Genomic DNA, 18,847 nt, shown 5'->3' with positions numbered 1-18,847 from the left:
CCGAGGAGGCCATGACCGCGACCAGGGCCTCGCCGGGGCCGATCTCCGGCACCGGCACATCGTCGAGGTGGATCGACTTGCGCGGGTCCTTGTCCCGGGTGGCGAGGCCGGCGAACATCTCCGCCTCGTCCTTGTGCACGGTGACCGCGCGGTACGACGCCGGCAGCTTCAGGGCCGCGAAGTCGGCGGCCGTGCTGTCAGGCGCGAGGACGGCGTCCAGGATTTCCTTCATGTGACTCGCCTCCGGCGAAGCGTTCCGCGTGCGCGCCCGTGCCGGTGTCCGAGGGGACGCCGACGCGTGACGCGGATCGCGGGGATCGGGTGGGATGGAGGAGGTGCCGTCGGTCCGGCGAAGGGTTTGACGGTGGAGCGAAGGAGCCGCGCGGTGGCGCGGAATGCCTGTGACGCAGGCGTCCGAGCCTGGGGGACAGCCGGCCTGCGAGGGATCACCGCACGCCGTCCGCTCGGACTGTGGATACCGTATGGCACGGCGTGCCAGTCGTAAAGACACTGCGTGCCATTTTTTCTTCTCAGTGTCACCCCGCCGCCGTGAACCGGCAACAGCGGCCGCCCGGGGAGCCGGACAGCCGCTGTCCGGCGGGGCGGGGGCCGCTCATGCCTTGCGCAGGGCCTCTTCGATGCCGCGCAGGATCTGGGCCGGTGTGGCGTCGGTGCGGGCCACCGCAACCACCACCTCGCCGTGCCTCGACACCGTCGCAGGCGTCGTGGCGGACGCCCGTGACGGTATCCGCCCGGCGCCGATCCCGGTGCCGAAGGTCGCCTTGATCACGTCGAAGGCGTGGTCGAGCTGCGCCTCCACGTCACCCTTGCCGTCCGCCCGCAGCCAGCGCCGCAGCACATGGTTGTGCGCGGCCACCACCGCGGAGGCGGCGACCTCGGCGAGCAGCGGGTCGTCGTCGCCGTAGCCCTGGGCGCCCTCGTCGAAGTGGCCCAGCAGATAGCGGGTGAAAAGGCGCTCGTAGCGGGCCACCGAGGCGATCTCGCGCTCCCGCAGCGTCGGCACCTCCCGGGTCAGCCGGTAGCGCTCCACCGACACCTCGGGCACCTGGGCGTACATCCGCAGCACCTCGGTGATGCCGCGGCACACGGTGTCCAGCGGGTGCTCGTGCGGGTCGGCGGAGTCCAGCACGGCCTGGACGCGCACCAGCGTGTCGTCGTGGTCGGGGAAGATCGCCTCTTCCTTGGACCTGAAGTGCCGGAAGAAGGTCCGGCGCGCCACACCGGCCGTGGCGGCGATCTCATCGACCGTGGTCGCCTCGTAGCCCTGCGTCGCGAACAGGTGCATCGCGGCCGACGCGAGATCCTGCCGCACCCGGTGCCGCTGGGCTGCGGCGCGGCGGACGGTCGCAGTCTGCGGGGCACCGGACTTCGCGGGCTGGGGCATGTGGGGAACGTAACACGGCGGACCGCCCCGTCCGGCGGCCGGGGGGAAAAGACCCCAGCTCGCCGTACGGTTGTCGGGGCCGTGCGGCCGGTCAGCGGTGGGCATACTCGCGGAAGCCGCGGCCGGTCTTGCGCCCCAGGCAGCCCGCCGACACCAGGTGTTCGAGCAGCGGCGCGGGCGCCAGCCCCGGATCGCGGAACTCCTCGTGCAGCACCTGCTCGATCGCCAGCGACACGTCGAGCCCCACCACGTCGAGCAGCTCGAAAGGCCCCATCGGATAGCCGCCGCCGAGCTTCATGGCCGCGTCGATCGCCTCCACGCTCGCGTAGTGGTCCTGCACCATCTTCACCGCGTTGTTCAGGTACGGGAAGAGCAGCGCGTTGACGATGAAGCCCGCCCGGTCGCCGCAGTCCACCGGGTGCTTGCGCAGGGTCCCGCACACCTCGCGGACGGTGGCCCGCACCTCGTCCGCGGTGAGCACCGTGTGGACCACCTCGACCAGCTTCATCGCCGGTGCGGGGTTGAAGAAGTGCATCCCGACGACGTCCTGCGGGCGTTCCGTGGCCCTGGCGATCGCCACCACCGGCAGCGAGGAGGTCGTGGTGGCCAGCACCGCGCCCGGCTTGCACACCTTGTCGAGGATCCGGAACAGCTGCTGCTTGACGAACAGGTCCTCGGTGACCGCCTCGACCACCAGGTCCGCCTGCCCGAGCGCGTCGTAGGAGGCCGCGGGCGTCACCAGGGCCACGGCCGCGTCGCGCCGCTCCGCGTCGAGGCGTCCCCGTGCCACCGAGCGGTCCAGCGACTTGGCCAGCCGCGCCACCGCCTGCTCGGCCTTCTCCTGGGTGCGCGCGGCCAGTTGCACCGGGAAGCCGGCCTTCGCGAAGACCTCGGCGATCCCCGTCGCCATGGTGCCGGAACCGGCCACGCCGACACTGCGGACCGTACGGCCCCCGTTGCCGGAAGGCCCGTCCGCCGGGGTCTCGGCGTCCGGCACCACCACGGAGCCGCCGGGCGCCTCGTAGGAGTAGAAGCCGCGGCCCGACTTGCGGCCGAGCAGCCCGGCCGCGCTGAGCTGGCGCAGCACCGGCGCCGGGGCGTGCAAGCGGTCCTTGCTCGCCTCGTACATCGCGTCGAGGACGGTGGTGGCGGTGTCCACCCCGATCAGGTCGAGCAGCGCGAGCGGGCCCATCGGCAGGCCGCAGCCCAGCCGCATCGCGGCGTCGATGTCCTCCCGGGTGGCGTAGCGCGCCTCGTACATGGCGGCGGCCTGGTTCAGATAGCCGAACAGCAGCCCGTCCGCGATGAAGCCCGGCCGGTCGCCGACCGGCACCGGCTCCTTGCCGAGGCTGCGCACCAGCGCGGTGACGGCCGCGGTGGTCTCCGGCGAGGTCAGCACCGTGGACACCACCTCGACCAGCTTCATCGCCTGCGCCGGCGCGAAGAAGTGCAGGCCGAGCACCCGGTCGGGGCGGCCGGTCTCGGCCGCCAGACGGGTCACCGACAGCGCGTTGGTGCCGGTGGCCAGGATCGCGCCGGGCTTGACGATCCGGTCGAGCGCGGTGATGACCTCGCGCTTGGTCTCGTAGCGCTCGTCCACCACCTCGATGACCAGGTCGGCGGCCGCGGCGGCGGTGAGGTCGGGGAAGGTGCGGAAGCGGGCGAGCGCGTCGCTGCGCTCCGCCGCCGTGCCGCGGCCGCGCTCCACCGCGCGCGCCGTGGAGCGTTCCAGTGCGGCGACCGCGCGGCGGGCCGCCGCGGGGTCGATGTCGATGCCGATCACCTCGTGGCCCGCCCTGGCCATGACATCGGCGATGCCGGTGCCCATGGTGCCGAGGCCGATGACGGCGATGACGGACGGGGGAGCGACGGCGGGTTCCTGTGACGGCGCCGTGGACGCTGCTGCGGACGGCGCTGCGGATTGCGAGGCTGCGGAGGGACGGTCCATCGCGTGTCTCCAGACGCTGAGGAGACCGGGCGCGTACGAGCGCGCACGGCTGGGAGGAGAGATGGAGTCGCGGGCCGGTCGCTGAGATGTGCGTGCCCGCGGTGAGGATCCGGCGGGCCCTGTCCCGGGGCCGCGCCGCGACGATGCCGAACCGACGTGGTGCTGCGCGTGCGGGGCGGCTGCGTCACCAGGCCGCCGTGCACGATGCATTCGAGGGTAACTGGCGGGTAACTTCGGCGCCACCCCTGTGCGCATGTGATCTGCACCGCTCACAGATGAGCGCGATCGGCCGCGAGGTGCCCGGCGGCGGGCGGGACCCCGTGCGGTGCCGTCGGGAGCGCAGTCGGAACCGTGTCGTGGATCTGCCGGCCGTACGCCCCCGTGGAGTACGGCCGGCAGAAAGGCGCGGCGGCGCGCACCACCGGTGCCGCCGTCCGGTGGTGCCGCCGTCAGAGCAGGGTGAGCTGGGTGTCGCCCGGGTCGGCGGGCCGGTCCTGCCGCGGGCCGGGCGCGACAGGCTGCTCCCGCTCCTGCGGTGTCTCCCTCGTCTCCTGGGCCTGCCGTGCCGGCCGGAAGCCGGTCCTGCGGGCCGGGCCGCAGCCGAACTCCGCCGCGAACTCGTGCACCTGGCGGGTGACCCGGCGCTGATACCACGTCGGCGCGTAGGACCCGCCCGCGTACAGCGCCTCGTAACGCCGCACGAGATGCGGGTGGTTGCGGGCCAGCCAGGACATGTACCACTCCCGGGCGCCGGGGCGCAGATGCAGCACGAGCGGGGTGATCGACCCGGCCCCTGCCGCGGCGATGGCGCGGACCGTCGCCCGCAGCTGCTCGGGCGAGTCGCTGAGGAAGGGGAGCACCGGCGCCATCAGGACCGAGGAGGGTATGCCGTTCTCGCTGAGGGTGCGGCAGACCGCGAGGCGCGTCTGTGGGGAAGGCGTGCCCGGTTCGACGCTGCGCCACAACTCGCCGTCGAGGAACCCGACGGACAGCGCGATGGACACATCGGTGACGCGAGCGGCCTGCCGCACCAGTTCGAGATCGCGCAGGATCAGCGAGCCCTTGGTGAGGATCGAGAACGGGTTGGCGCGGTCCCGCAGCGCCGCCAGGATGCCGGGCATCAGCTGATAGCGGCCCTCCGCCCGCTGGTAGCAGTCGACGTTGGTGCCCATCGCGACGTGCTCGCCCTGCCAGCGCGGCGCGGCCAGCTCGCGGCGCAGCAGCTCCGCCGCGTTGGTCTTCACCACGATCTGGGTGTCGAAGTCGTGCCCCGTGTCCAGGTCCAGATAGCTGTGCGTCCTGCGCGCGAAGCAGTAGACGCAGGCGTGGCTGCACCCCCGGTAGGGGTTGACCGTCCACTCGAACGGCATCCGGGACGCTCCTGGCACCCGGTTCAGGATCGACCGGGCGCGCACCTCGTGGAAGGTGATGCCGCGGAATTCCGGGGTGTCGAAGTGGCGGGTGACCGCGTCGGTGCCGAAGAGCGCGGCCGTGGCGTCGTCCCGGCCCAGCTGGTCCCAGCGCATGGCGCCCTCCTTCGGTCGTCAGGTGTGCCGTTCCCTCCACAATAGAACACAGATTCGAAAAGCGGGTGTGGTTGGCTTGTGCGGCGCGTGAAGAACGCGCACGGACACGGACCGAGGAGAATTCATGGCGCTCGTCGAGGCCACCACGGAGCGGATCGTCGCAGCGGAGCCGGAGCGGGTGTACGACGCCCTCGCCGACTACGCGGGCACCCGCGGCCGGGTGCTCCCTGAGCAGTTCAGCGAGTACGAGGTGCGCGAGGGCGGCACCGGTGCGGGCACCGTCGTGCACTGGAAGCTCCAGGCCACCAGCAACCGCGTACGGGAGTGCCTGCTCGACGTGACCGCCCCCGCCGAGCGGCAGCTGGTCGAGACCGACCGCAACTCCACCATGGTCACCACCTGGACGGTCACCCCGGAGGGCGCGGGCGCCAGCAAGGTGGTCGCCACGACCCGCTGGCAGGGTGCGACCGGCGTCGGCGGCTTCTTCGAGCGCGCCTTCGCCCCCAAGGGCCTCGGCCGTATCTACGACGCGATCCTGGCGTCGTTCGCCGCCGAGGTCGAGGGCGGCGCGGGCCAGTGCACGCCCGGGTCCTGACGCCCGCAGGTCACCCGGTTGGTTTCATGGTCTTTCACTGATACGGGTGGTTTTGCCTACTTCCTGAGAATCGCCGCGCTGCTCCTTCGTTGTCGCCTCATGCGGGAGACGGTGGCGCAGCAGGTGTGACGAGGGGAGTGAAGGGTGGCTGGCAGCACGCTGACCGATCGGACGGCGGCACTGACAGAGGACGGAGGCGGGGGCGGAGGCGGCGGCTCCGGCACGGGCAGCGCCCTGGCCGAGGGGACCGGGCCCGCGCCCGCCCCCGACGCCGCCGCCCAGGCCGCGCCGGGGCCCGACCTGACGCCCCGCAGAGTCCGGCTGGTCTTCCTCGGCCTGATGCTGGCGCTGCTGCTCGCCGCCCTCGACCAGATGATCGTGGCCACGGCCCTGCCGAAGATCGTCGGCGAGCTGCACGGCCTCGACCAGATGTCCTGGGTGGTCACCGCCTACCTGCTGGCCTCCACCATCGGCCTGCCGATCTACGGCAAGCTCGGCGACCTCTTCGGCCGCAAGGGCGTCTTCCAGTTCGCGATCATGACCTTCGTCGCCGGCTCCGCCCTTGCCGCCTGGTCGCGGTCCATGGACGAGCTGATCGCCTTCCGCGCGGTCCAGGGCATCGGCGGCGGCGGTCTGATGATCGGCGTGCAGGCGATCATGGCCGACATCGTCCCGCCCCGCGAACGCGGCCGCTACATGGGCCTGATCGGCGCCGCCTTCGGCCTCGCCTCGGTCGCCGGACCGCTGCTCGGCGGCTTCTTCACCGACCACGCCTCCTGGCGCTGGTGCTTCGCGATCAACATCCCCTTCGGCCTGGTCACCCTCGCCGTCGTCACCCTGGTCCTGAAGCTCCCCAAACCCACCGCCCGCCCCCGGCTCGACGTGCTCGGCGCGCTGCTGCTCGCCACCGCCTCCACCTGCCTGGTGCTGGTCACCACCTGGGGCGGCTCGAAGTACGACTGGCAGTCCCGGGAGATCCTGGGCCTGGGCGGCGGAGCGGTCGGCTGCGCCCTGCTCTTCATCCTGGTGGAGCGGTTCGCCGCCGAGCCGGTCATCCCGCTGCGGCTGTTCCGCGACCCCGTCTTCAACGTCACCGCGCTGATCGGCTGCGTCGTCGGCATCGCCCTGTTCGGCGCGGCCAGCTACCTGCCGACCTTCCTGCAGATGGTCGACGGCGCCAGCGCCACCGGCTCCGGGCTGCTGATGCTGCCCATGATGCTGGGCGTCGTCGTCGCGTCCATCGCGAGCGGGCAGCTGATCAGCCGCACCGGGCGGTACAAGATCTTCCCCATCGTCGGCGGCGCCCTGTCCGCGGCCGGCATGTGGATGCTGTCGCTGATGGACGCGGACACCCCGCAACTCACCTACAGCCTCTTCATGGCCGTCCTGGGCCTCGGCATCGGCATGGCGCTGCCGGTACTGGTGCTGGCCGTGCAGAATTCGGTGCGCCCCGCCGACATCGGGGCCGCCACCAGCGCCAACAACTACTTCCGGCAGATCGGCGGTTCCGTCGGCGCGGCCGTCTTCGGCACCCTCTTCGCCGACCGGCTCGGCAAGCGGCTCGCCGTCGAACTCCCGCACGGCGCCCACCTGCCGGACCCGCAGTCGGTCACCCCGCAACTGGTCCGCACCCTGCCCGCGGCGGTGCGCGACGGCTACGTGCACGCGTACGCGGACGCCATGCCGCGGATCTTCCTCTACCTGGTGCCGGTGCTCGTCCTCGGCTTCCTCTTCGCCTTCCTGCTCAAGGAGAAACCCTTGGTCACCCAGCACGGCCCCGCGGCAGCGACCGCTGCCACGACCGCGTACGACGCTCCCGCCACCGACCACCTCGACGGCGCCGCGTCCGCCGCGCCACTGCCCGGCGCCCGCCGGCTGGCCACCCCGCCGCACGCCGGCGTCGCGGTGTGCGGCACCGTCCAGCACTCGGACGGCAGCAGCGTCGGCCGGGCCGCGCTCACCCTGATCGACGTCACGGGACGCCAGATCGGCCGCGGCGCCACCAGCGAGGACGGCCGCTACGCGCTGAGCACGCCGGGCGCCGGCAGCTACGTCCTGATCGCCGCCGCCGGCGGGCACCAGCCGCAAGCCGTCAGCGTCACCGTCGGCGACCACCCCGTCGACCTCGACGTCGTCCTCGGCGGCGCAGGGCGGCTCGCCGGAGCCGTACGCACCGCGGACGGCACACCGGTGCGGGACGCCATCGTGACCCTCACCGACGTGCGCGGCGACGTCGTGGCCACCGCACGCAGTGGTCGCGAGGGCGCCTACGTCCTGGCGGAGCTGGTAGCCGGCGAATACACCCTGGCCGCGAGCGCACCCGCCTACCGCCCCGCGGCCCTGCCGGTCTCCGTGCAGTCCTCCAGGGAGACCCGGCAGGACGTCGAGCTGGCCGGCGGCGCGGTCCTGCGCGGCATCGTCCGCGCACCCGGCGGGCGCCTGGTCGAGGACGCCAGGGTCACCCTCCTGGACGCCGCGGGCAATGTCGTCGATTCCGTCACCACCGCCGCCGACGGGCACTTCCGCTTCGTCGACCTCGCGGCCGGGGAGTACACCGTCATCGCTGCCGGATACCCGCCGGTGGCGACCGTTCTCCAGGTCGCCGGGGGCGGCCGCACCGAACGCGACCTTCAGCTGGGGCACGCGGACTAGCCCCTCCGGGGCGGGTTTCCTGACGCCGGGCCGCCGCCCGGGCACCGGCGGCCCGGCGCTTCACCCGGGGGTGCCCGGCAGCGGGGCGCGGGCCGTCACCGGCCCAAAGGGGCAATTGCTGTCGTGCCCGGACCACCGGCGGGTGGCCGGTTGCCCGCGCCGTTCCCCGCGCCCCTGTATGGCGCCGTCCGATGCAGACGTGTCCCGGTCCCGGGGCGGCGGTCGGGTGCCGGCCGATGTAGACGTGCCGCGGGCCCGGGGCGGCGGGAGGTGCGGGCGGGGGAAGGGGTCAGGGGGTCTTGGGGCACTGGGTGCCCCGGATGGAGGCGTAGGTGCCGCCGATCCGGTAGGTGCCGCCCGCAGGGGCATTGAGCCGCGTCCACTCCCCGTCCGGCATCAGGCATCCGTGCCGGTTGTCATCCGCGCCCTCGATGCCCAGCACGGGCGACCAGGGGATCCGCAGCAGCACCGAGCCGGCGGACGGCATCTTGACGGTGAGCTCGGCCGGCCCGGCCTCCACGACGGTGGCCGGCGGGTCGGCGAGCGGGTCGACGTGGGACGCGACCCGGAAGACCTGCCAGTTCTCGTCGTGCCACACGGGCGTCAGCCAGTCCGGCGCGGCCCGTACGAGCTTCGCCTCGGCGACAGCGGCGCCGTCCGGCTGGTCCGACGGCAGCACCACGTAGTAGACGCTCCAGTGCTCCAGCCACGCCTTGTACGTCTCGGCGTTCAGGGTGCCGTCGTAGAAGAGCGGGTTGCGCTCGACGTCGGCCTGCCGGTTCCAGCCGCGGGCCAGGTTCACGTACGGCGACAGGCCGGAGGCCTCCCAGTGCGAGCGCAGCGGCACCACCTCGACCCGGCCCTTGTCGGCGTCCACGCTCTTGAGCTCGGCGATCAGCGGGGGTGCGTGCCGGACCGTCGAACTGACCGCCGAGGTGTTCACCTGGTCCACGATCGGCTTGGTGATCTGCCAGGCCGCGACCCCGGCGAAGGCCAGCCACAGGGCCAGCAGGCGCCGCCCGGTCCAGTGGCTGCTGCGGGCCACCAGCAGCAGCACGGTGCCGCCGAAGAGCAGTGCGAGGCGCTCCACGTTGCTGCCGATGGGGGAGGGGATCACCCAGGTCAGGGCCACGCCGATCGCGTACACCCAGGATCCGGCGCGCATCTCGCGCCAGGCCCTCGGGACGACGAGCGCGGTCACCACCGTGATGGCGAACGGGATGATCGCGAAGTACCAGGCGAAGGGCTGCACCCCGTAGAAGGGGAAGAGCAGCGAGGTCGCGCCGACCACCAGCGGCGGTACCACGGCCAGCACGTAGCTGTCGGCCCTGCGGCCGGTCAGGAACAGCGTCGCCGCGACGACCAGCATGAACAGGCCGGCCACCGGGCTGCACATGGTGGCCAGGGCGGTCATCGCCACCGCGGTGGCCAGCCGGGGCGAGCGGCCGCGGATGCCGGGGGAGGCGGGGGTCGCCGGGAAGAGCACCAGCGCGGCGACCATCGCGAAGAGCATGCCGAGCGCGAAGGTGACCCGGCCGGAGACGACATCACACCAAAGGGCGAATGTCGTCCACAGCACCGGCACCATCGGACGGCGGATGCCGCCCCGCATCAGCAGTGCCGCGCCGACCGTCGCCGACAGCGTGCCGGCGACCACCGCGGTGGTCCGCACCCCGAGCGCGGCCATGATGTACGGCGACAGGATGCTGTAGGAGGCGGGGTGCATCCCGCCGTACCAGGACAGGTTGTACGAGGCCGAGGGATGCGCCCGTATGAAGTCGGTCCAGGCATACTGCGCGGCCATGTCGCCGGAGTCCCTGGCCAGGAAGAACGCCCACAGCACGTGCAGCACGGCGCCCACCGCGGTGGCCACGACGATCGGGTGGCGTACGTTGACCCGGCGCAGCACGGAGCGCGGCTGGCGGGGTGCGGCAACACGCGCAGGCTGCCAGGTCGTCACAGGGCCTCTTCCGGTGGCGGATGCGGGTGCGGGTCTACCGGCCGGCTGACTCCCGGCGGGATCGGACTCCCACCCGTGACCGGCTCGGATCAGAGTTCGAACACAGAGTTTGGACGCTAGCACGGCCCGCGCGGTTGCTCGCGCGCGGGCGTGCGCCCGGATTTGCCCTTTGCCGCCCGGTGGACCCGCCCCGGCCGTAACGTGGTATCGGCACCGCAGACCTTGCACCGGACGGGTGGGCCCACCCCCGGGGGCAGGAGCGGCGGCTGCCAGGGGAAGGAGCCCGACGAACCATGGACCGCCGCCATCCGACAGGACTTTCCGGCCGGATCCCGCTCGCGGTGATCGTCGTGGACGCCACGGGACTCGTCTCGCACTGGAGTACGGGTGCGCGCCGGCTGTTCGGCCGTTCCCGGCAGGACGCGGTCGGGCGCCCGGCCGCCGATCTGCTGCCGGTGGTCGGCGCCCTGGAGGGCGCGACGGGGCAGGATTCCGGCGTCCCCCTGCAACGCGGCGCGACCGCCGCGGCGTATCCGTCGGAGGAGGACTGCGGCCGCGGCCTCGAGGCGTCGCTGGCCGCCGCAGGCTCCTACCCCACCGCCGGGCGCGCCCGGCTCTTCGAACCCGAGCGGGACGTCCCGCAGGGCGACGCGGCCGCGGGCGGGGAGGCCGCGGGCCACGACTCGGAGCGGGACGAGGAGGGGACCGGGCGGCGCCGCGCCCTCGACGTGCTGTGGTGGGCCTACCCGCTGGCCGGCCCCGGCCCCGAGCGGCTGCTCGTCCTGGCCGCCGACGCGGCCGGGCTCCGGCCCGCCGAGGACACGCCGGCCGCCGAGGACTTCGAGCGGATCGCACCGGGCTTCGCCCTGCACACCGAGTTCGCCGGCGCCGACGACCTGGCCAAGCGGCTCCCGGAGATCCTGCCCAGCATGAATCCGCTGGAGAGCGCGCGGATCGTGGCGCAGGTCCTCGACGTCGGCTACCCGGTGCTGGAGATCAGCCGGCACGAGCGGGTGCCGGTCACCCCCGACTGGGGGGTGCCGCGCCGGGTCGAGCGGCAGGCCAGGCGGCGGGCGGCGGAGCAGGCCGCGGCCGTCGACCCGGCGGCCGTTCCCGCCGAGGACCTGGCACCCGACCTGGAGTACGCCGCGGTGCGCGAGCACCTGGAGTTCCTCAACGAGGTCAGCGGCCGGATCGGCACCTCGCTGGACCTGGCCCGCACCATCCAGGAGGTCAGCGCGGCCGTGGTGCCGCGCTTCACCGACGTCGCCGGCACCTACCTGCGCGAGCAGGTGCTCGCAGGCGAGGGCTTTCCCGACGGGCCGCCCGATGTCACCACCATGTGGCATCGCGTCGCCGTCGAGCACACCGACGAGCCGGGCCGCTGGGACGACGTGGTCCCTGTCGGCGAGTCGATGCCCTTTCCCGCGCAGACGCCCTTCTTCCGGTGCATGACCACCGGCGAGCCGGTGATGGTGCCGCGGATCAGCGAGCAGATGGGCAATGCCATCGCCGCGCAGTTCCCCAAGCGCGACATCAGCCCGCTGATCAACAACCGCTCGATGCTGGTGGTGCCGCTCAAGGCCCGCGATGTGGTGCTGGGCTTCATGATCCTGCTGCGGCACCGCGAACGCGCGGCGTTCGACGACATGGACCGTGTCACCGGCGCGGAGCTTGCCGCCCGCGCCGGGCTCGTACTCGACAACGCGCGCATGTACACGTACCAGGAGAACGTCGCCGACGCGCTCCAGGACAGCATGCTGCCGCACATCGCCCCCCGGATGCCCGGCTGCGACGTGGCCACCCGCTACCTGCCCGGCACCCGGCTCGGCCGGGTCGGCGGTGACTGGTTCGACAGCATCAAGCTGCCCGGCTCGCGGCTCGCCCTCGTGGTCGGCGACGTCATGGGCCACGGGCTGAACTCGGCCGCGATGATGGGGCAGTTCCGCACCGCAGTGCAGACCATGGCCCAGCTCGGGCTGCCACCCGCGCAGCTGCTGCGCAATCTGGACGACCTGGCGCAGCGGCTCGGCGAGCAGTATCTGGCCACCTGCCTCTACGCCGTCTACGACCCGGTCGAGTCCGAGGTGCTGATCGCCAACGCCGGGCACATCCCACCGGTCCTGGTGCGTGCCGCCGACGGGCGCAGCGAGCTGCTCGACGTGCCGACCGGGGCGCCCCTCGGCGTCGGCGGGGTGCCCTTCGAGACGGTCAGGGTCCCGGTGGCGCCCGGCGACCGGCTGGTGCTGTGCACCGACGGCCTGGTCGAGGTCCGCGGCCAGGACATCGGCGCCGGACTCGCCGCGCTGTGCGAGAGCGCCGCACACCCGGCCGCGTCCATGGACGCGGCCTGCGACACGATCATCCGCGCCCTCAACCCGCGCGGCGGCCGCAAGGACGACGTGGCACTGCTGATGGCCAGGCTCAACGGCATCCCGCGGCAGGACGTCGCCGCCTGGGAACTGGCCCCCGACCCCAGCGAGGTCGGCAGGGCCAGGGCACTGGTCCGCGACACCCTGCGGGCGTGGGGCCTGGACGAGGTCGGCGAGACCGCGGAGCTGCTGGTGGGCGAGGTCGTCACCAACGCGGTGCGGCACGCGCACGACCGCCCGGTCGAACTGCGCATGGTGCGGGCGGACGCGCTGCTGGTGGAGGTGTCGGACGACGACCACGGGGTGCCGGTGCTGCTCAGCGCCGGTCCCGAGGACGAAGGCGGCCGCGGCATGAGGATCGTCAGCCGGCTGGCCCGCGAATGGGGCACCAGCCGGTCGGCCCAGGGCAAGACCGTGTGGTTCGAGCAGGCCCTGCCGGAGCGGCGCGGGAACTGACACCGGCCGCCTTCCGGCCGGCCCTGCGGGCTGCCGGCTTCCGTACGATCACGACGTGGGGAGTGGTGAGTACGTGTGAACGTCTCCAGCGGGTACGCGCATGCGTGGGAGAGCTTCTGGCAGGACGCGCCGTACGAAACGGGCGGTGTCCTGTGGGACGCCGATCCCGCGCTGACGGCAGGACGCCACCTGGCGTACTTCGAGGAGTACTTCGACCCCGGCCTGCCGCTGGTCGACCTCGGCTGCGGCAACGGCACGCAGACCCGCTTCCTGGCCGGCCGCTACCAGCACGTCGTCGGCGTGGACCTGGCCGGCGGCGCCGTGGAGCGGGCGCGCAGGGACGACCCGCGCGGCCTGGCCGCCTACCAGCGGCTGGACGCCGTCGACACCGACGCGGTCCGCGCGCTGCACGCGGAGTTGGGCGACGCCAACGTCTACATGCGCGGTGTGCTGCACCAGTGCGAGACCGCCGACCGCAGCCGCCTGGTGGACGCCATCGCCACCTTCACCGGCCAGCGCGGCCGGGTCTTCGCGGTGGAGCTGGCGGAAGCTGCCAAGGGCGTGCTCATCGCCCTCGCCCAGGGCCCGGCCGGCCCGCCGCCGAAGCTCGGCGCGATCTTCTCGCACGGCATCGCGCCCGGCGAGGTCCACGACGCCGCGGTGCACGGCTACTTCACCTCCGCGGGCCTCGACGTCCTGGCCTCCGGCGAGGCACCGCTGCTGACCACCGAATTCCGTCCGGACGGTACACGGATCGAGGTCCCCTCCCGGTGGCTGGTGGCGGGGCTCTCCGCGTAGTGTCACCTCGTATGCGGAAGATCCTCATCTCGGCCGACATGGAGGGCGCCACCGGTGTGACCTGGCCGGCGGACGTCCTGCCGGGCACCGAGCAGTGGCAGCGCTGCCGCCACATGTTCACCTCCGACGTGAATGCCGCCGTCGCCGGCTTCCTCGACGGCGGCATCGACCAGGTGCTCGTCAACGAGGCGCACTGGACGATGCGCAACCTGCTCCTGGAGCAGCTCGACGAACGCGCCCAGCTGCTCACCGGGCGGCACAAGGAACTGTCCATGGTCGAAGGCGTCCAGCACGGCGACGTCGACGGCATCGCCTTCGTCGGCTACCACACCGGGGCGGGCACCGAGGGCGTCCTCGCCCACACCTACCTCGCCAACTCCATCACCGGAGTGTGGGTCAACGGCGAGCCGGCGAGCGAGGGCCGGCTCAACGCCCTCGTCGTCGCCGAGTACGGCGTACCCGTCGTCCTGGTCACCGGCGACGACCGCACCGGGGACGACGCGCGCGGCTACGCGCCGCAGGCCCGTACCGTCGCCGTCAAGGACTACGTGTCGCGCTACGCCGCCGTCTGCCGGCCGCCCGCCAGGACGGCCGCCGACATCCGCGCCGCCGCCCACGAGGCCGCCGCGCTCGCGGTACGGCACGAACCCGAGCAGGCCGGGCCCTTCACCGTGGAGCTGGAGTTCGACGCATGGCACCTGGTGGGGGCCGCCACCGTGATCCCCGGGGTGGAGCAGACCGGGGAGCGGCGGGTGGCGTACAGCCTGCCGACGATGTACGCGGCCCTTCGCGCGTTCAAGGCCGTGACGACACTGGTGTCCCAGGCGGTGGAGGAGCAATATGGCTGAGCGGACCGTGGACCGCGGGCACGAGCCGGAAGCACCGGTGGTCGACTCCGTGGCGCTGGACGAGGTGGTGCGCTTCACCTCCGACCTCATCAGGATCGACACCACCAACCGCGGCGGCGGCGACGGCAACGAGAGGGCCGCCGCCGAATACGTCGCCGAGCGCCTTGCCGAGGCCGGGATCGAGCCGGCCATCCTGGAGAAGGCGCCGGGCCGCAGCAACGTGGTGGCCAGGATCCCCGGCACCGACCCGTCGGCCGACGCGCTGCTGGTGCACGGCCACCTCGACGTGGTGCCCGCGCAGGCCGCCGACTGGACGGTGCACCCCTTCTCAGGCGAGGTCCGCGACGGCGTCGTGTGGGGCCGCGGGGCCATCGACATGAAGAACACCGACGCGATGGTGCTCGCCACCGTCCGCGCCTGGGCCCGCAGCGGCCGCCGGCCGCCCCGCGACATCGTGCTCGCCTTCACCGCGGACGAGGAGGACAGCGCCGCCTACGGCGCGGGCTTCCTCGTCGCCGAGCACCCCGAGCTCTTCGCCGACTGCACCGAGGGCGTCAGCGAATCCGGCGCCTACACCGTCCACACCGACAACGGGCTGCGGATCTACCCGGTCGCCGCAGGCGAGCGCGGCACCGCGTGGCTCGAACTGACCGCGCAGGGCAGGGCGGGCCACGGCTCGAAGATCAACCACGAGAACGCCGTCGTCCGGCTGGCGGCCGCCTTCACCAGGATCGGCGAGCACCGCTGGCCGGTCCGCCTCACCGCCACCGTGCGGGCCGCACTCACCGAACTCGCCGCGCTCTACGGGGTCCCCGCCGACCTCGACGACGTCGACACGCTGCTCGACCGGCTCGGCACCGCGGCGGCCTTCGTCCGCCCCACCGTCCGCAACAGCGCCAACCCGACGATGCTCCAGGCCGGTTACAAGGTCAACGTCATCCCCGGCACCGCCACCGGATACGTCGACGGCCGCATCCTGCCCGGCGGCCAGGACGAGTTCACCGAGACCATGGACCGGCTCACCGGGCCGCACGTGCGATGGGACTACCACCACCACGAGGTGCCGCTCGAAGCATCGATCGACTCGGCGTCCTTCGCCGCGATGCGCGAGGCCCTCGAGCACTTCGACCCGGGGGCCCACGTGGTGCCGTTCTGCATGTCGGGCGGCACCGACGCCAAGCAGTTCTCCCGGCTCGGTGTCGCCGGCTACGGCTTCTCCCCGCTGCGGCTGCCGCCCGGCTTCGACTACCAGGCGCTCTTCCACGGCGTGGACGAACACGTCCCCGTCGACGCCCTGCACTTCGGCGTGCACGTACTCGACAGGTTCCTGCGCGGGACCGCGACACAGGAGGCCGCGTGACCACCGCCGCCCGCCAGGACCCCGCTTACGGCAGCTGGTCCTCGCCGATCGACGCGGCCACCGCCGCCGCCCACGACGGCGCCCCCGACAGCATCGGCGTCGTCGGCGACGACGTGTGGTGGACAGCGCCGCGCCCCGCCGAGGGCGGCCGCCGCGCACTGATCAGGCGCCGCCCCGACGGCACCGAGGAATGCCCGCTGCCGGCACCCTGGAACGTCCGCAACCGCGTCATGGAGTACGGCGGCACGCCCTGGACCGGCGCGCTCGTCGACGGCTCCCCGCTGATCGTCTTCGCCCACCACCTCGACCAGCGGCTCTACGCCTTCCGGCCTGACCGGCCGCAGGAGCAGCCGTACCCGCTCACCCCGGTCTCCGCGGTCGGCGGCGGACTGCGCTGGGCGGAACCCGCCCTGCACGCCGAGCGCGGCGAGGTCTGGGCCGTGCTCGAGGAGTTCACCGGCGAGGGACCCGGCGACCTGCGCAGGGTGCACGCCGCCGTACCGCTCGACGGCAGGGCCGCGGAAGACCGCGCCGCCGTCCGCGAGATCGCCCCCGCGGCACACCGCTTCATCACCGGCCTGCGGCTGTCGCCCGACGGCGGGCAGGCCGTCTGGCTGGCCTGGGACCACCCGCGGATGCCCTGGGACGGCACGGAACTGCGCTGCGCCGACGTCCTTTCCGACGGCACCCTCGGCCCCGCCCGCACCCTCGCAGGCGGCCCCGAGGAATCCGTCGCCCAGGCCGACTGGGCCGCGGACGGCACCCTGCTCGCCGCCACCGACCGCACCGGCTGGTGGAATCTGCACCGGGTCGACCCGGCCACCGGCGAGGCGGTCGAGCTGTGCCCGCGCGAGGAGGAGTTCGCCGGGCCGCTGTGGAAGCTCGGGCAGCGCTGGTTCGCCCCCCTCGACGACGGCCTGGTCGCCGTCCTGCACGGTGTCGGCGCCGCCCGGCTCGCGCTGCTCGACCCCGCCACCGGGCAGCTCACCGACGCCGCCGGGCACTGGACCGAGTGGAGCGCCACCCTCGCCACCACCGGCAGCCGCGTCATCGGCCTGGCCGCCGGCGCCCGCAGCTCGCACGAGATCGTCGAACTCGACGCCGCCACCGGCCGCACCCGGGTCATCGGCAACCCGCACCATGACGCGGTCGACCCCGCCTACGTCCCCGACGCGCAGGCCCGCGTCTTCACCGGGCCCGGCGGACGCGACGTCCACGCCCACGTCTACGCCCCGCGCCACCCCGACCACGCGGGCACCGGCCCCGCCCCGTACGTCATCTGGGTGCACGGCGGGCCCACCAGCCGCACCTCCATGGTCCTCGACCTGGAGATCGCCTACTTCACCTCACGCGGCATCGGCGTCGCCGAGGTCAACTACGGCGGCTCCACCGGTTACGGCCGCGCCTACCGCAACCGGCTGCGCGAGCAGTGGGGCATCGTCGACGTCGAGGACTGCGTCGCCGTCGCCGAAGGCCTGGTCGCCGCGGGCGCCGCCGACCCCGGGCGGCTCGCCATCCGCGGCGGCAGCGCGGGCGGCTGGACCACAGCGGCGGCACTGACCACCACCGCGACCTTCGCCTGCGGCGCGATCAGCTACCCGATCCTGGACCTGGCCGCCTGGTCGCCGACCGGCGGCGAGACCCACGACTTCGAATCCTGGTACCTCGAATCCCTCATCGGCCCGCACACCGAGGTCCCCGAGCGCTACCACGACCGCTCCCCGGTCCACCACTCCGACCGCATCACCGCCCCCTTCCTGCTGATGCAGGGCCTGGACGACGTGATCTGCCCGCCGGTGCAGTGCGAGCGCTTCCTGGCCGCGCTGGCCGGGCGCGCCGTCCCGCACGCCTACCTCGCCTTCCCCGGCGAGAGCCACGGCTTCCGCCGGCTGGACACCCTGATCACCTGCCTGGAGGCCGAACTCTCCCTCTACGGCCAGGCCTTCGGCTTCACCCCGCCGGGCGTCCCGCTGCTCGACCTGACGCCGTGACCGCCGCACCCGCACCGCCCGCCCTGCGCCGCGCGACCCCGGCACCCGCCCTGGCCGGGCGACGCCCGCAGCCTGGCGGTGCCCGATGACGGCGGTGCCGCGGGCCGCGGCCGCTTCCGCCCTGACCAGGGGCAGGCGGCTGGTCGCGGGCGACCGGGTGGGGATCGTGGCGCCCGCCGGGCCGGTACCACCAGGCGTGCTGGAGGCCGGACTTGACGTGCTGCGGGGCTGGGGCCTCCGGCCGGTCGTCGCACCGCACGTCCTGGACAGCCACCCGTCCGGCTACCTCGCCGGAGCCGACCAGGCGCGGGCCGACGACCTTCGCGACGCCTGGTGCGACCCGGCGTCGGCCGCCGTGATCTGCGCCCGCGGCGGCTACGGCACCCAGCGGATGGTCGACCTGCTCGACTGGGCCGCCATGAAGCAGGCCGCGCCGAAAGCCTTCCTCGGCTACAGCGACATCACCGTGCTGCACGAGGCCTTCGCCACCCGCCTCGGCGTGGCCACCCTGCACGGCCCGATGCCCGGCACCCCCGGTTTCCTCGCCGACGCCCCGGGCCGGGAGCAGTTGCGTCGCACCCTCTTCGCGCCCGAAGAGGTCCAGGTGCTGCGTGCACCGGCCGCCCGCGCCCTCGTCCCTGGCCGCGCCGCGGGCGTCACCCTGGGCGGCTGCCTCAGCCTGCTCGCCTCCGACACCGGTACGCGATCCGCCCGGCCCTCCGCCGCGGGCGGCATCCTGCTGCTCGAGGACACCGGGGAGGAGGCGTACCGCCTCGACCGCTTCCTCACCCAGCTCCTGCGCACCGGGTGGCTCGACGGGGTCGCCGGCGTCGCGCTGGGGTCCTGGGAGAACTGCGGCCCCTACGACGAGGTGCGTGCCCTGTTCCTCGACCGCCTCGGGCCGCTCGGCGTCCCGGTCCTGGAGCACGTGGGCTT

At 73.4% G+C, this 18,847-nt stretch carries 12 protein-coding genes and 1 pseudogene; 8 read left to right on the top strand and 5 right to left on the bottom strand.

Annotated features, from left to right (window positions below; genetic code table 11):
- From ACGFMP_RS35785 to ACGFMP_RS35770, 4 genes and pseudogenes are all read right to left on the bottom strand, one after another.
- Window positions 1-397, bottom strand: a pseudogene (locus ACGFMP_RS35785) (hypothetical protein); the annotation flags it as partial.
- A 216-nt stretch (window positions 398-613) separates the two neighbouring features.
- Window positions 614-1,405 carry a TetR family transcriptional regulator gene (locus ACGFMP_RS35780; RefSeq protein WP_393678058.1) on the bottom strand — a complete coding sequence of 264 codons (792 nt, stop codon included), beginning with the start codon at window positions 1,403-1,405 and terminating at the stop codon, window positions 614-616.
- A 91-nt stretch (window positions 1,406-1,496) separates the two neighbouring features.
- Window positions 1,497-3,353, bottom strand: a complete 1,857-nt coding sequence (locus ACGFMP_RS35775) for a 3-hydroxyacyl-CoA dehydrogenase family protein (RefSeq protein WP_393678056.1) — start codon at window positions 3,351-3,353, stop codon at window positions 1,497-1,499.
- A gap of 449 nt (window positions 3,354-3,802) precedes the next feature.
- A complete protein-coding gene (locus tag ACGFMP_RS35770) occupies window positions 3,803-4,879 on the bottom strand; it encodes an Rv2578c family radical SAM protein (RefSeq protein ID WP_393678054.1) in 1,077 nt (358 codons plus the stop codon).
- 124 nt (window positions 4,880-5,003) lie between these two features.
- Here ACGFMP_RS35770 and ACGFMP_RS35765 point away from each other — a divergent pair, with 124 nt between their 5' ends.
- Window positions 5,004-5,474, top strand: coding sequence for an SRPBCC family protein (locus ACGFMP_RS35765; protein ID WP_393678052.1), 471 nt, complete (start codon window positions 5,004-5,006; stop codon window positions 5,472-5,474).
- Window positions 5,475-5,618: 144 nt separating this feature from the next.
- On the top strand, window positions 5,619-8,126 hold the full coding sequence (locus ACGFMP_RS35760; RefSeq protein WP_393678050.1) for an MFS transporter: 2,508 nt from the start codon (window positions 5,619-5,621) through the stop codon (window positions 8,124-8,126).
- Between the two features lie 289 nt (window positions 8,127-8,415).
- Here ACGFMP_RS35760 and ACGFMP_RS35755 read toward each other — a convergent pair whose 3' ends face one another.
- Window positions 8,416-10,086: an MFS transporter gene (locus ACGFMP_RS35755; RefSeq protein WP_393678048.1), complete on the bottom strand. Its 1,671-nt coding sequence runs from the start codon at window positions 10,084-10,086 to the stop codon at window positions 8,416-8,418.
- A 293-nt stretch (window positions 10,087-10,379) separates the two neighbouring features.
- Between ACGFMP_RS35755 and ACGFMP_RS35750 the strand changes: the two genes are divergently transcribed.
- The 6 genes from ACGFMP_RS35750 to ACGFMP_RS35725 form a co-directional block, all read left to right on the top strand.
- Window positions 10,380-12,914, top strand: coding sequence for a SpoIIE family protein phosphatase (locus ACGFMP_RS35750; RefSeq protein WP_393678046.1), 2,535 nt, complete (start codon window positions 10,380-10,382; stop codon window positions 12,912-12,914).
- Between the two features lie 75 nt (window positions 12,915-12,989).
- A complete protein-coding gene (locus tag ACGFMP_RS35745) occupies window positions 12,990-13,712 on the top strand; it encodes a class I SAM-dependent methyltransferase (protein WP_393678044.1) in 723 nt (240 codons plus the stop codon).
- Window positions 13,713-13,723: 11 nt separating this feature from the next.
- Window positions 13,724-14,560: a M55 family metallopeptidase gene (locus ACGFMP_RS35740; protein ID WP_393678042.1), complete on the top strand. Its 837-nt coding sequence runs from the start codon at window positions 13,724-13,726 to the stop codon at window positions 14,558-14,560.
- Window positions 14,553-15,920: a M20/M25/M40 family metallo-hydrolase gene (locus ACGFMP_RS35735; protein ID WP_393678040.1), complete on the top strand. Its 1,368-nt coding sequence runs from the start codon at window positions 14,553-14,555 to the stop codon at window positions 15,918-15,920. Before ACGFMP_RS35740 ends, ACGFMP_RS35735 begins: the two co-directional genes overlap by 8 nt.
- Window positions 15,917-17,911, top strand: coding sequence for a prolyl oligopeptidase family serine peptidase (locus tag ACGFMP_RS35730; RefSeq protein WP_393678038.1), 1,995 nt, complete (start codon window positions 15,917-15,919; stop codon window positions 17,909-17,911). The genes ACGFMP_RS35735 and ACGFMP_RS35730 overlap by 4 nt, the downstream gene beginning before the upstream one ends.
- An 85-nt stretch (window positions 17,912-17,996) precedes the next feature.
- On the top strand, window positions 17,997-18,847 hold an 851-nt coding region (locus tag ACGFMP_RS35725), incomplete at its 3' end, for an LD-carboxypeptidase (RefSeq protein ID WP_393678036.1).

Source organism: Streptomyces sp. NPDC049040, from assembly GCF_043197715.1.
Classification (GTDB): Bacteria; Actinomycetota; Actinomycetes; order Streptomycetales; family Streptomycetaceae; genus Actinacidiphila.
This window is presented reverse-complemented; position numbering and strand designations above follow the sequence as displayed.

Coding starts and splice junctions, on each gene's coding strand:
- ACGFMP_RS35780 (WP_393678058.1), bottom strand. CDS start 1,405: ATGCCCCAGCCCGCGAAGTCCGGTGCCCCGCAGACTGCGACCGTCCGC.
- ACGFMP_RS35775 (WP_393678056.1), bottom strand. CDS start 3,353: ATGGACCGTCCCTCCGCAGCCTCGCAATCCGCAGCGCCGTCCGCAGCA.
- ACGFMP_RS35770 (WP_393678054.1), bottom strand. CDS start 4,879: ATGCGCTGGGACCAGCTGGGCCGGGACGACGCCACGGCCGCGCTCTTC.
- ACGFMP_RS35765 (WP_393678052.1), top strand. CDS start 5,004: ATGGCGCTCGTCGAGGCCACCACGGAGCGGATCGTCGCAGCGGAGCCG.
- ACGFMP_RS35750 (WP_393678046.1), top strand. CDS start 10,380: ATGGACCGCCGCCATCCGACAGGACTTTCCGGCCGGATCCCGCTCGCG.
- ACGFMP_RS35740 (WP_393678042.1), top strand. CDS start 13,724: ATGCGGAAGATCCTCATCTCGGCCGACATGGAGGGCGCCACCGGTGTG.
- ACGFMP_RS35735 (WP_393678040.1), top strand. CDS start 14,553: ATGGCTGAGCGGACCGTGGACCGCGGGCACGAGCCGGAAGCACCGGTG.